Annotated in this window: 11 protein-coding genes and 1 pseudogene; 8 read left to right on the forward strand and 4 right to left on the reverse strand. The window is 40.9% G+C overall.

Annotated elements, in window-relative coordinates:
• Positions 1-9: 9 nt before the first annotated feature.
• From menD to WKT12_RS05570, 6 genes are all read left to right on the forward strand, one after another.
• Positions 10-1677 (forward strand): 2-succinyl-5-enolpyruvyl-6-hydroxy-3-cyclohexene-1-carboxylic-acid synthase, encoded by a 1668-nt coding sequence (menD, locus tag WKT12_RS05545; RefSeq protein ID WP_340319062.1) that lies wholly within the window; start codon positions 10-12, stop codon positions 1675-1677.
• Positions 1678-1684: 7 nt separating this feature from the next.
• A complete protein-coding gene (gene menB, locus WKT12_RS05550) occupies positions 1685-2509 on the forward strand; it encodes a 1,4-dihydroxy-2-naphthoyl-CoA synthase (protein ID WP_021970552.1) in 825 nt (274 codons plus the stop codon).
• A 120-nt stretch (positions 2510-2629) separates the two neighbouring features.
• Entirely contained in the window at positions 2630-3682 is a 1053-nt protein-coding gene (gene menC, locus WKT12_RS05555) for an o-succinylbenzoate synthase (protein WP_340319063.1), read from the forward strand.
• Positions 3683-3692: 10 nt separating this feature from the next.
• Complete coding sequence (locus tag WKT12_RS05560) at positions 3693-4826, forward strand: AMP-binding protein (protein ID WP_340319064.1); 1134 nt, start codon at positions 3693-3695, stop codon at positions 4824-4826.
• Between the two features lie 60 nt (positions 4827-4886).
• Positions 4887-7016 (forward strand): cation:proton antiporter, encoded by a 2130-nt coding sequence (locus WKT12_RS05565; protein WP_340319065.1) that lies wholly within the window; start codon positions 4887-4889, stop codon positions 7014-7016.
• A gap of 16 nt (positions 7017-7032) precedes the next feature.
• Entirely contained in the window at positions 7033-7437 is a 405-nt protein-coding gene (locus WKT12_RS05570) for a putative signal transducing protein (protein WP_340319066.1), read from the forward strand.
• Between the two features lie 152 nt (positions 7438-7589).
• Here WKT12_RS05570 and WKT12_RS05575 read toward each other — a convergent pair whose 3' ends face one another.
• Positions 7590-7892, reverse strand: a complete 303-nt coding sequence (locus WKT12_RS05575; protein WP_340319067.1) for a GNAT family N-acetyltransferase — start codon at positions 7890-7892, stop codon at positions 7590-7592.
• 130 nt (positions 7893-8022) lie between these two features.
• Here WKT12_RS05575 and WKT12_RS05580 point away from each other — a divergent pair, with 130 nt between their 5' ends.
• Entirely contained in the window at positions 8023-8697 is a 675-nt protein-coding gene (locus tag WKT12_RS05580) for a YczE/YyaS/YitT family protein (RefSeq protein WP_021970558.1), read from the forward strand.
• Positions 8698-8713: 16 nt separating this feature from the next.
• Complete coding sequence (locus WKT12_RS05585; RefSeq protein WP_340319068.1) at positions 8714-9457, forward strand: copper homeostasis protein CutC; 744 nt, start codon at positions 8714-8716, stop codon at positions 9455-9457.
• Positions 9458-9514: 57 nt separating this feature from the next.
• Here the strand turns inward: WKT12_RS05585 and WKT12_RS05590 are convergent, their stop codons facing one another.
• From WKT12_RS05590 to WKT12_RS05600, 3 genes and pseudogenes are all read right to left on the reverse strand, one after another.
• The gene (locus WKT12_RS05590; RefSeq protein WP_340319069.1) at positions 9515-10753 is read right to left on the reverse strand and encodes a PNGase F N-terminal domain-containing protein; all 1239 of its coding nucleotides are present in this window, start codon (positions 10751-10753) and stop codon (positions 9515-9517) included.
• Between the two features lie 111 nt (positions 10754-10864).
• A pseudogene (locus tag WKT12_RS05595) lies at positions 10865-11920 on the reverse strand (carbohydrate-binding family 9-like protein); the annotation flags it as partial.
• An 11-nt stretch (positions 11921-11931) separates the two neighbouring features.
• The gene (locus WKT12_RS05600) at positions 11932-13281 is read right to left on the reverse strand and encodes an alpha-L-fucosidase (protein WP_021970561.1); all 1350 of its coding nucleotides are present in this window, start codon (positions 13279-13281) and stop codon (positions 11932-11934) included.
• Positions 13282-13665 lie beyond the last annotated feature (384 nt).

The following is a 13665-nucleotide window of genomic DNA, read 5'->3' on the forward strand; positions in this document are numbered from 1 at the left end:
AAAGAGCCTATGTATACTGACAAAAAAAGCATATTGCAATTGGCTTCCTTACTTCGGAGCCACGGAATTAAACGTATTGTACTCTGTCCGGGAAGCAGGAATATACCTATCGTCCAGACACTCACTAATATTCCGGACTTCACCTGTTACCCGATGACCGACGAACGCAGTGCAGGCTTCTTTGCCCTCGGACTGGCCTTACACGGCGGAGCACCTGCTGCCGTATGCTGTACATCGGGAACCGCCCTACTGAATCTGCATCCGGCTGTAGCCGAAGCATTCTATCAGCAAGTACCGTTGGTAGTTATCTCTGCCGACCGACCGGCTGCCTGGATTGGACAAATGGATGGACAAACGCTTCCTCAACCCGGGGTATTTGGTCAGTTGGTGAAAAAATCGGTCAACCTGCCCGAAGTAACCGACGAAGAAAGTGAATGGTTCTGTAACCGACTGATTAACGAAGCTTTGCTCGAACTTAATCATCACGGTAAAGGCCCGGTCCACATCAACGTACCTATCAGCGAACCGTTCTTCCTGCTTCCAGTCAACGAACTGCCGCAGGCAAGAGTCATCACCCGCTATCAGGGACTGAACATTTATGACAAGGATTACCAGCCGCTGATAGAACGTCTCAACAAATACCAGCGACGCATGGCGGTAGTAGGACAGATGAATCTGATTTATCTGTTCGACAAGAAGTATACCAAGATGCTGTACAAGCATTTCGCATGGTTTACTGAAAATATAAGCAACCGTACCATACCGGGAATGCCTATACGGAATATCGAACCTCTGCTTTGTTCCATGAACAACGAGGAACAGGAGAAAATGCGTCCCGAACTGCTTATTACCTACGGGGGACACATCATCTCGAAACGTCTGAAGAAATTCCTTCGCAAACATCCTCCCGTAGAACACTGGCATGTATCGGCCGACGGCGAAGTGGTCGATTTGTTCGGCTCACTGACTACCATCATCGAAATGGATCCGTTTGAATTTCTGGAAAGAATCGCTCCGATGCTGGACAGCCGTACGCCGGAATACCCGAGAGCATGGGAGGCTCGCTCGAAAGCAATTCCACAAGCCGATTTTGCCTATTCCGAAATGAGTGCCATCGGCAAGGTCATCTGTCATCTGCCATCTCCGTGCTCCCTACACCTGGCCAACAGTTCCGTGGTGCGTTATGCGCAATTGTTCGATTTGCCCAACGATGTGGAAATCTTGTCCAACAGAGGAACAAACGGTATAGAAGGTTCTCTTTCTACCGCACTGGGATATGCTACGGCTTCCGACAAGCTGAACTTTATCCTCATCGGCGATTTGAGTTTCTTCTACGACATGAATGCACTTTGGAATTCCAACTACGGCACGAACGTACGTATTCTGCTGCTGAACAATGCCGGAGGAGAGATTTTCCATGCACTGCCAGGACTTGAACTGCATGAAAATGCCCGTCGGTTTGTAACAGCCACTCATACCACATCCGCACGTGCCTGGGCCGAAGACAGAGGATTTGAATATCTCTCGGCACACAACGAAGAAGAGCTGACAAATGCAGTCAGTATATTCACCCAACCGGATATCACTGCCCGTCCGATGTTACTGGAAGTCTTTACAGACAAAAAAACAGACATCGAGCTGTTGAAAGAATATTACCATAACCTAAAACAAAAATAATTCCACTATGTCACAAAAGAGAGAATGGAAAACCATCAAAGAGTATCAGGATATTCTTTTTGATTTCTATAATGGAATAGCTAAAATAACCATCAATCGTCCGCGTTATCGCAACGCTTTCACACCAAAAACGACATCGGAAATTAGCGATGCGCTCTATTATTGCCGCGAATGTCAGGATATCAATGTCATCGTTCTTACCGGAGCCGGCGACAAAGCATTCTGCTCGGGTGGAGATATGCATGTAAAAGGACACGGCGGTTACATCGGCACCGACGGAGTACCTCGTCTGAATGTGCTCGATGTACAGAAACAAATCCGTTCGATTCCGAAACCGGTTATCGCCATGGTCAACGGTTATGCCATTGGAGGCGGACACGTTTTACATGTGGTATGCGACTTGACAATTGCTTCCGAAAATGCGATATTCGGACAAACAGGTCCACGGGTAGGCAGTTTCGATGCAGGATTCGGTTCTTCTTATCTGGCACGCATCGTAGGACAGAAAAAAGCGCGTGAAATCTGGTTCCTCTGCCGCCAATATTCGGCACAGGAAGCCCTCGAGATGGGATTGGTCAACAAAGTCGTTCCTTTCGACTCACTGGAAGATGAAGTAGTAGAATGGGCCGAAACGATGATGCAGCACAGCCCGCTGGCATTGCGTATGATAAAAGCCGGACTGAATGCAGAACTGGACGGTCAGGCAGGTATTCAGGAACTGGCAGGCGACGCAACCATGCTTTATTACATGACAGAAGAAGCGCAGGAAGGTGGACGTGCCTTCTTGGAAAAGCGCAAGCCCGACTGGAGTAAATTTCCGAAAATGCCCTAATCATCAAAGTATATAAAACTTTCAGACACGAGTGTGTCTGAAAGTTTTTATTCGTTAAGAGAGCAGCTACTAACGTCAGTCTGTTACGGTCTGCGTAACGTTCAATTCACCACAATGCTTATGTATACAATCAAAATTATTCCGAAGACTTTACATTTCAAACAACCGGCAGGAACATCAAGAGGGGTATATCGCACCCGGAAAGTGTGGTACTTGTTGCTGACGGACACACAGACGGGGAAATATGGTGTAGGAGAATGTGCTCCCCTACCGGCATTGAGTTGCGACGACTTGCCCGACTATGAGGAAATCTTGGCCAAGCACTGCCGGCAGACGGAACAGAATGGAACAATCGACTATGAGGCTCTCCGCCCCTATCCCTCTATGCTGTTTGGATTGGAAACTGCTTTTGCTCACCTAAAAGCCGGTAACTTAAAATTCTGGCAGACTCCTTTTTCAGAAGGGAAAGAAGGAATTCCTATCAACGGACTGATATGGATGGGAAACTTCGACGAAATGTACCATCGGATAGAAGAGAAAATGAAACTCGGCTTCCGATGCATCAAAGTAAAAATAGGTGCTATCGATTTCAACCGGGAACTGGAGCTGCTGGCACACATCCGCCATCATTTTTCTCCCGAACAAATAGAGCTCCGGGTAGATGCCAATGGAGCTTTCTCTCCGGCAGATGCTCCTGAAAAGCTGAAAAGACTTCATGCGTTTCATCTGCATTCCATCGAACAACCTATCCATGCCGGACAATGGCAGGCTATGGCTGAACTGTGCGCCCAGACACCTTTCCCCATCGCACTGGACGAAGAACTGATTGGAGTGAATACGCTGGCACGCAAGGTAGAGCTTCTTGAAACTATCCGACCGCAATATATTATTTTAAAACCGTCTCTCCACGGAGGCATGAAAGGAGCTCAGGAATGGATTGAACTCGCCGCCGAACGAGGTATCGGCTCATGGGTAACTTCCGCTTTGGAATCGAACATCGGACTTAATTCTATCGCACAATGGTGTGCCACTCTTCATCCTGCAATGCCTCAAGGATTAGGTACAGGTATGCTTTTTACGGATAATATCGACTACCCGCTTCATATTGAAGGGGATTGTCTGTGGTTCCACCCAAAAGAAAAGGAACCTGATTTTAAATCATTTCTCATCTAACACAACTACTATGTCAACATTTGTCACCGAAATATCTCAGCAAACCATCACAATAGACGGCATACACTATACAGCTGCCGATGCCACAGCGTCTGCACCGGAAACGAAGAGTCTTCTTCAAACCAAGTTTCGCACTATTTATGGTGAGAACAGCTTTTATGCTGCTCTTGCCGATTTTCTGGCTGAATGGTTCGACGGAAACGATACTCTGAAAGTACATACATCCGGTTCCACCGGAACACCTAAAGAGCTTTGGGTGGAGAAAAGCCGGATGATGAACAGCGCCAAACTGACCGTATCTTTCTTAAATTTACACAAAGGTGACAGTGCTCTGTTATGCATGCCTCTGCAATACATAGCAGGCAAAATGGTTGTAGTACGTTCACTCGTAACTGGACTGAATTTGATACCTGTATCTCCATGCGGACACCCGATGCAGGATTTGCATGCTGCACCAACTTTTGCAGCTATGATTCCTATGCAAGTATTCAATACTCTTCAAGAACCTGCCGAACGAGAACTGCTCATGCAGGTCCGTCACTTGATAATAGGTGGAGGAGCTATCGATGAAAATTTGGAAAAGTCGCTACAAGATTTTCCTTATGCCATATGGAGTACTTATGGAATGACAGAAACTCTCTCCCACATTGCTTTACGCCAACTAAACGGAAAAGGACGTTCTGAATGGTATACTCCTTTCAGCCATGTCAGTCTCAGTTCTTCGGAAGAAGGTACACTGGTAATCAATGCTCCCCTTGTCAATCCAGAAATATTACAAACAAATGACATTGTAGAATTCAACATCTCAGGACAATTCCGTATTTTAGGAAGAAAAGACAATACAATCAATACGGGAGGAATCAAAGTACAGATAGAACAGGTTGAGGACGCACTTAGACCATTACTTTCCTGCCCGTTTATGATTACGTCAGTATCCGACATTAAATTTGGAGAACAAATTGTTTTGCTTCTTGAAACAGATACCGTTGACTATGAGAATATAAATAAAGCAATAGCTACTTTACCTCCTTATTGGCGTCCCAAACAAATTATAAATATAGAAAAGCTTCCACAAACAGAAACCGGTAAGCCCGATAGAGCAAACGCACGAAAATTAGCTATAAATAAAATAGATAAAGCATAGGAAAAAAATACTTAAATCCGTATATTTGTTTCCCATAATAAAGTTTTAATAACTAATACTATGGAAGAAACATCTTTTCTAATTCCTTTGTTGCTAACAATCGGCGGACTTGTCATAGGAGCCATACTAAAATCACTATTACAACATACCCGAATCCCTTATACGGTAGGACTCTTCGCCATCGGACTTCTGGTAGGCTTACTCAATCGTTCAGGTATATTTAATTTTTGGGATGGGTTATCGGAAGGCATCAGTTCGGTTGCCAATATCAATCCGGACTTGATACTTTACCTGTTCCTGCCAATATTGATTTTTGATGCGGCTTATGAACTGAATCTGCATATATTCAAAAAAACGCTGGCCAATGCTACTTTACTTGCTGTGCCTGGTTTAGTGATTTGTATGTTGCTTACGGGTGCATTATTAATGGGAATTTCCTTTTGCGTACCGGGTTTCAGCTCATGGACATGGGGATTCGCACTGATGTTCGGAGCTTTAATCAGTGCAACCGACCCTGTTGCTGTAGTTGCTCTATTACATGAATTAAAAACCAGTAAGCGCTTTTCTACACTTGTCGATGCAGAGTCACTCTTAAACGATGGTACTGGTATCGTATGTTTTATGTTATTTTTTGGGACCTATGCAGCCACAGGAGAAAATGAGTCTTCACCAGTCATGGAATTTATACAAGTGGTAAGCATCAGTACCTTATTAGGATTCTTCCTGGCACGTATTGTCATCTGGTTTATTACCCGTATTAATTCGGAAGAAATGATCCAAAACAGTGTTGTTATTCTCTCTGCATATCTTACTTTCATTATTTCACAATATTATTTGGGAGTATCCGGAGTCATCGCACTGTTAGTATTCGGGCTAACTGTTACTTATGTAGGAAAACCAAGACTGAAACCACAAGTCAACAGTTTTATGGAGCATTTCTGGGAACTCCTGACCTATATAGCCAACACATTAATATTCATCCTTGTCGGAATTGTTATCGCTGAAAAAGTTAACTTTACATGGAATGCATTCGGCGTTCTGATTTTGATTTATATTTGTCTGAATTTAATCCGTTTCGCCATGATTATGCTGTTATATCCACTCATGAAAAGAATGGGATATGGCTTAAGCAAGCGTGAATCTGTTATTCTTACCTGGGGAGGCCTACGAGGAGCATTAGGAATGACACTGGCTCTTATGGTATCGTATACTCCCACTATTCCCGAAGATGTTCGTAGTCAGGTTTTATTCTTTACGGCGGGAATTGTCACACTTACACTTTGTATCAATGCTACGACCACACGATGGTTACTAAACCGTTTAGGATTAATCAATATACCTTCGGCACGAATTATATTAGAAAACAAAATACAAAAAACGATTCGAGAGAATTCTGAAAAATACTTGGAACGCTTGGAAAAAAGAGAAGCCTTAATTGGAACTAATTGGGATAAAGTCAGACATTATCTTTTCCCAGAACCACAGGAAACTCCTGAAGCAGCTGGCACACATGCTATGCTTACAGAAGTCAGACTCCGTGTACTTGACCGAGAAAAGGCTCTTTGCCATGAACTTTATGACCAAGGTATTATTGCACAATATACCTTCCGCCGACTTATGAATTCTTTAGATGAATTGTATGATCACGATGGAACCTATTCATTAGATCATCGAGATTCTATCTTCCGTTTTTGTAACCGGACTGCATTATTGAACAGCTTACGAAATGAACCATATTTACATAATCTGATGAGCTTTTACTTCCGTAAACGCATTGCACTAATTTATGATTTAGGCAGAGGATTCATCATCACACAAAAAGAAGTCTTGAGATTTTTAGATGAACTGGAAAACTCAGACCTATTAAACAAAGATCAAAAACCAGTAACCGATATATTAAAAAAAGAGATTACTAAAAATATTGAAGCTATGAATCTACTGATAGACAACTTGTCTGTAAGTTTTCCCAAGGCTTATAACCATGCGCTGACTTTAAAATCTATCCGTATGTTACTTAGCAATGAGCGTAAAACAATCAGACAACTGACCGAAAATGGAGTTCTCACCGAAAAAGATGCAGAACAACTGTTGCAGAAAATAGACGAACGTACTGATGAACTGAATAGATTTAGAAACACCATTCCGGGAACCATACTACGAAGATTATTCAGGAAACAGAAAAAAGAATAAAAATATTCCAAAGCGTATGAAAACAGTCAGATTAATCACTTGCGAAGACTCGTTTCAGGCACGACTCATTCTTGGAGCGTTGGAAAATGAAGGCATTGCAGCAATATTACATAACGAAAACACTTCTAATGTTTTAAGAGGATTTATTAGCAATATCTCTGGCGTAGATATTTTTGTTTACGAAGACGAATATGAAAAAGCGATAAAACTCCTTGAGCAGAATCAAATGATACCCGAACAACTGAAATATTGCCCATTCTGCCATTCCTGCAATATTCAGTTCGTCTTGAAGAAAAAGAATAAATTAAGAGCCATTGTTTCAACCATTCTGGCTATGCTTGCAGGTGCCCCTCCGGGTACAGAACATTGGGAATATATTTGCAAACAATGCGGGAAACATTTTGACAAACCTGTTGCCTGAAAAAAATGGCAGATACCCACAAACATATGGAAATAAATGAATGAAGGCATGTTAGGATAGGTCGCCGTTTTTTAGTATAAGCAGGTTCACCCGCCAACCTTCATTCATTCCAATTTAAAGTGTAATATACTCAATAGTAAAATCTAAATCTATTACAAAGCACAAGAGTTTTCCCCACAGAAATCTTTTCCTACTTCCCCTTGGTATTCAGGATGGCGCTGTAACCATACTACGGCATACGAACAAGTCGCAATCGGTTTCAAACCGTTAGCACGTGCATAGTCGTAAGTAGCCTTTACCAGAGCCGATGCAATGCCTCTTCCCCCAATCTCTGTCGGGACAATTGTATGACGAATATCCAATCCCTTATCATGAAGTTGATAAGCAACATGCGCTTCATATCCATCAACTTCCGTCCAAAATTTCATTTTGTCCACATTATGTTTTATTTCCATATCCATAACAAGTTTATAAATTTATACTCAATGCAATATACAAAATTAAGGAACATTAAAAAAGATATCTATAGTTATTATCTCAAAAAAAACTGCGAAATTTGCATTTGATATAAATTCATATAACGATATGGAAAAAGAAAGTCTTTTTAAAAGGTATTTAGTTTTTATCGCAGGGTTGTATTTTCTCGCAATGGGAATAACGCTTATTGTCCACTCCAGTTTAGGAACAACCCCTATTTCAAGCATGAACTACGTATTAAGTATCAACACATCATTATCTCTTGGCACATGGACTTTTATTGTCAACCTATTAATGATTGCTATTCAACTATGGTTGGCAAGAGGTAAATATGGAACGCGCAAAGACACTATCGAAATTTTATTGCAAATTCCTTTTTCATTCATTTTCTCAGCTTTTATCGACTTAAACATGATACTGATTCGCGACGTGGCACCAACTAACTATGGTATGGCATTGGGAATCCTATTAGCAGGTTGCTTTATTCAGTCAATTGGTGTTGTACTGGAAATAAAACCTAAAGCAGCTATGATGAGTGCAGAAGGGTTAGTAAAATATATTGCTCGTCGCTGCAATAAAGAATTCGGCAATGTAAAAGTATATGTAGATATTACGCTCGTAAGCCTTGCCATTCTCATATCATTAGCTTTCACCATGCGCATAGAAGGAGTCCGTGAAGGTTCCGTCATTGCAGCCTGCATCACAGGTTATATAGTCAATTTTCTGAATCACAAGATAATGACACGCAAGATGCTTTACCGCCTCATTCCTATCAGACATTAATCTTTATAAGTATAGCATGAAATATCAATTCGAAATTTGCGCAAACTCAGTAGAGAGTTGCCTGGCAGCCCAAGAAGGAGGAGCACATCGTGTTGAATTATGTGCCGGCATACCGGAGGGTGGAACAACCCCATCATTGGGAGAAATACAAACGGCACGCCGTTTACTGCAAATCAAATTACATGTTATCATTCGTCCACGTGGAGGAGATTTTTTATACTCTCCTTTAGAGCTGGAAATAATGGAGGAAGATATACGTGTAGCTAAAAAGGCAGGAGCTGATGGAATTGTAATAGGTTGTCTGACTCCTGACGGTGAAATAGACATGCCTGCAATGAAACGACTCAGAACGGCAGCAGGAGATTGTGCCGTCACTTTCCATCGAGCTTTCGACAGATGCAAAGATCCTTTTAAAGCGCTTGACCAAATTGCAGACTTAGATATTCATCGTATACTGACCTCAGGACAGCAGCCTACAGCTCCCGAAGGCAGCGCATTAATTAAAAAATTAATCGATTATTCCAATGGACGGGTAAGCCTGATGGCCGGATGTGGGGTAAATGAAAATAACATTCGCCGGTTAGCATTGGATAGTGGTGCTACGGAATTTCATTTTTCAGCACGAGAAAAGATAGAAAGTGCCATGCGCTATTCCAATCCGGAAGTTAAGATGGGAAGTGATTCCATTAATGAATATACACGTGAAATAACAACTGCCCGACGGGTAAGACATACAATTGAAGCACTAAACGATCTATAATAAAAAAATCCTCGGCAACAACACCGAGGATTTTTATCTTACAATTATTCATAGCATTTATTCATCCCATACCAAGTAAGCAGAAACCAGCCAATGGTTCAACTCTTCACCGTTTGCGGGTTGAGCATTAGGAATAGTCACCGTAAACGTATGTTTACCCGCTTGTAAGTCCTTCAAACAAATTTCTTCAGGAACTACGTCCGAACCCGGGCACCAATTAGAACGAGAAAGATCGGAAGAAGCCAAAGGTTCTTCAACTTCCTTTGTCTTATAACCGTCTTCTGCAATATAAGCTGCCAAACGTTTTACAAGCCATACACCTGTTGCTGGATTAAACCGACGGAAAGAAGCACAATCATCTCTCCACGGAATAAAACTATACACTTCCTTATTGTCTATAGAAAGTATATTCTTCTTTTGGACAAATTCATCTCCTCCACTATGACCACCATGTCCGGTTACTATATACTTCAAACGTACATTCTTAGCATTTTTAGGAAGGACAAAATCAGTGGAAACCGACTTACGTGCAAAAATATCCGGATAAGTCTGACCTATATAATATACAGTATTCATTAAAGGCTCTACATGACGTCGGATTAATTTTTCGCAAGGTACCGGGGTTTCCTTAACATTCAGTTCCATGCTGGCAACATACCCCTCGGCTGTCCATGTATCAATAAAAATTCCTACATAAACTTCTCCTGTAAGAGCCGGGTACAAATCGGTAATATCCTGTTCCCACTGTACACACTGTTCCCATTTTGGAATATAAACCGGACGGCGTTTGCTAGAAAGCGAATCATCATTCTGGCTGTAATATCCCACTCCAAAAGGAGTCATGAAACGCATTAATTCAATAGTTGGTAAATAATCTTTTCCCGGCACTATACCAATCATATTTTCCAACTTCAAGCTATCCACTTCTGGGAATTTCTTCTTTCCTTGTGCTATGCTCAACAAATTGATTGCAGAATGCTTAGGAAGGACAAAACAAGAACCTGATTTATCCCAGCGATCGCCATTCGAAGCAACCTTTACTTTCACGCTAACCGTTACATCACGCTGATAATCGGGTATCTGAATTTTCTTTAAGATAATACGACCATTCACCAAATGGATTATGCCATCACTGTCCGCTTCCGAGAAGCTTGGATATTTATCAGGCAAAAAACGTATGTTCGCATTGTTAAATACCTGTAAACTCAAGTCACCCTTAGCTGGTAGCTCTTTATGACTGGCTGCATTTACTGTTAGTGTAAACAGCAAAGAAAAAAGAATAAAGATTTTTTTCATGTTTGTTTTAAATTCTAATGCTTTCAGATTAATAAGATTCGAGTCCCTTGATTTATACAGATAGCCATAATTAAAAAAAGGACTCGAAATCTTTATTTATTTTTGTACAATAATAGGCTCGCAGGTAAACTTGCTAAGATTATCTACCACATAGCGTACATTTTCTTCCGGCATACTGATCGCAATACGAAAACTATGAGTAGTAGCCTCTACAGAAATATCAGAACCAGCTGGCAGGCCATTTAGTTCATCCGCAGTCAGGAAGAAACTTTCTTTCTCACGCAAGTATCTCTTTTCTTTTGAATAGAAATCCTGCTGCGCATAAAACATCGCCCACAGCAATTTATATGCAGCCATATTATAAGGATACCTAAATGTATCTGTTCCCTGTCCTACTACTTTATCAGAAAGATACAAGAATCCCCATCTGTCGGGCATGTGCATATCAATTTTACCAGTCGGCATCCATACCCAGTTTTCTTCACGCTGGCCCGGCTTCAGCCATTGCACACGTGAAAAATTGATCCGCCAATACTTACCGGCTTCTCCCGGATTAGAGAAATTTACAGTCAATGCTTTATGAGGAATAGCCATTTCTACAGTCCACTGCTTGTCTTTATCCTTCGAGTTATTCAATGTTCCGTCACGATGTACAGCCAACTGAAGTCCCGGACAATCCCACTGAACCATGAAGTTTCCTCCAGAACGATAAGGCTTATCCAGCATTAAATCGAAAATAACAGCTTTTGCATTGGTTTCGATTTCAAAATAATTCTGCCCGTCACCATCCGGATCAAGAAAAACCTCAAAATCATTGTCATAATAAATAATGGTATCTCGCTGATTCAGCTTCGCTTTAATATCGTCCTCCTGCAATATAGCAGCAACATAAAGATACTTATCGTCCCATAACATTTTAGCAGAAGTATCATAACACGGCTTGGCAAATCCTTCTCCACTTATATCCACAAAAGAAGAAGTCGGTTGCGCTTTCTGCCAGTCAGCTTCATTCAATTTTCCATCTACCTTAATCTTTCCATCAACACGATAGCATACATACCCTGCAGGCAAAGTAAGCATACGTTCGTATTTCGAATATAAATTCTGCGCCAGGAGCTGTCCGCCCATTGTCAACGCAAGCAAACTACATACTAGTTGTTTTCTCATGGTTATTTTAATTAATTACTTTCAATCACCTGACCGGCTCCTCGATACAACTTAACCGGACCATCCAATAATACAGCAATTACCGTTATTTGTGGATCCAGTACATGTTCTGGTACATCAATATACAGGTTACCCGGTACCTCGCTCCAATAATTTTTATTATAGACCTTATATGACAACATCGATCCGTTGCCTACAACCCACACTCTGTTCACTTTATTCATCAATCCTTTTACTTCGATTGGACCATTCGGTTTGTAAGGCAAATAAAGATACAAAATATCTCCTGCCTTGTTCAACGTCGTATATCCTTGAAAATGCTCAGTTGGAATACCTGCACGAGTATCATAGATAGCCTCTTTATGTTTTTTAGTCCAACGGCCAAATTCTTTCAATATAGCAACCTGTTCTTCTGGAATAGTACCATCTTCTTTGGGACCGATATCAAGCAACAGATTTCCACCCATGCTCAAACAGTCAACAAACGTACGCAACAAGATAAACGGTGACTTATAATTTGTATCCGTATGCTGATATCCCCATGAATCATTCATCGTCATACACAGTTCCCAATACTTATCTTCAGGACGTACGATAGGCACTCCCTGTTCCGGAGTAGCATAGTCACCATAACCCTGAATACGAGAATTAATAATCACATTCTTATTGTCTGATCTCAATAATTCAACGATACCTTTAGAATTCCAAGCTTCAGCCGTTTGTTCCCAGTCTCCGTCAAACCAATACAAATCGGGCTTCCATGTCTTATTCAATTCCGACAACTGTGCCATATTGAAGTCAACAAACCGTTTCCAGCGTACAGAATCATTTTTATAACGAACCTCTGTACGTGTTTTATTGGGATAATCAGGATGTGACCAGTCTAACAATGAATAATAAAATCCGAGTTTCAGTCCCTGCTTACGAACTTCTTTTACAAACGGACTGATTAAATCACGCTTAGCAGGTGTACATTTTACAGTACTCAGTTCTCCTGCCTTTGTATCCCACAAAGCCATACCATCATGATGCTTTGTCGTTATAACCGTATAGCGTGCACCACTTTCTTTGATTAAATCAACCCACGCTTTTGGATCATACTTTGAGGCAGTAAATCCATCTTTCTGACTCATGTATTCCTCATAGGGCAAATACTTATTAAAGAAAGACCAACTTTCAGAAACTCCTTTTACAGAATAAATACCCCAATGGATGAAAATACCCAATTTGGCATTTGCAAACCACTCCATCCTTTTTTCTTTTTGTGCATCCTGTTGTTCTTTTTCTTGTGTCTGCCCTATGACTGGAGCAGTTGCACAACAAAAAGCGGTAAACAAAGCTACAATCTGCTTCTTTATCATGCTAATGAAATTTTATGATTTAACTTTACAAATATAATTATATTTTAAAATAATTTATTTACAAGACATTAGAATATTCCCATGATTAGGCATTATTAACAAACAAAACATATCTTATTCAAATAATGCAATGCACTCTTTTACTTACTAATCATATATATTCCTTTCTACTTATCACCTAACCCAAGTATATTATATATGAACAACGATCTTTTCCTGTTCACTTACTAATTTTTACAAAAAAGAGAAATACAAGGCAAAAATAGAAAAATTTTATAAAATATTGGGCCTATTTTTAAAGAATCACAATATTAATTCATCCATATTTCCACAGCTATCAGCAAACAAAAGAGGTCGGCATAAGCACTACACTTATGTCGACCT

Origin of the sequence: Phocaeicola sp. HCN-6420 (genome assembly GCF_037890145.1) — a bacterium.
Taxonomy (GTDB): Bacteria; Bacteroidota; Bacteroidia; order Bacteroidales; family Bacteroidaceae; genus Phocaeicola.

Coding starts and splice junctions, on each gene's coding strand:
- menD (WP_340319062.1), top strand. CDS start 10: ATGTATACTGACAAAAAAAGCATATTGCAATTGGCTTCCTTACTTCGG.
- menB (WP_021970552.1), top strand. CDS start 1,685: ATGTCACAAAAGAGAGAATGGAAAACCATCAAAGAGTATCAGGATATT.
- menC (WP_340319063.1), top strand. CDS start 2,630: ATGTATACAATCAAAATTATTCCGAAGACTTTACATTTCAAACAACCG.
- WKT12_RS05560 (WP_340319064.1), top strand. CDS start 3,693: ATGTCAACATTTGTCACCGAAATATCTCAGCAAACCATCACAATAGAC.
- WKT12_RS05565 (WP_340319065.1), top strand. CDS start 4,887: ATGGAAGAAACATCTTTTCTAATTCCTTTGTTGCTAACAATCGGCGGA.
- WKT12_RS05570 (WP_340319066.1), top strand. CDS start 7,033: ATGAAAACAGTCAGATTAATCACTTGCGAAGACTCGTTTCAGGCACGA.
- WKT12_RS05575 (WP_340319067.1), bottom strand. CDS start 7,892: ATGGAAATAAAACATAATGTGGACAAAATGAAATTTTGGACGGAAGTT.
- WKT12_RS05580 (WP_021970558.1), top strand. CDS start 8,023: ATGGAAAAAGAAAGTCTTTTTAAAAGGTATTTAGTTTTTATCGCAGGG.
- WKT12_RS05585 (WP_340319068.1), top strand. CDS start 8,714: ATGAAATATCAATTCGAAATTTGCGCAAACTCAGTAGAGAGTTGCCTG.
- WKT12_RS05590 (WP_340319069.1), bottom strand. CDS start 10,753: ATGAAAAAAATCTTTATTCTTTTTTCTTTGCTGTTTACACTAACAGTA.
- WKT12_RS05600 (WP_021970561.1), bottom strand. CDS start 13,281: ATGATAAAGAAGCAGATTGTAGCTTTGTTTACCGCTTTTTGTTGTGCA.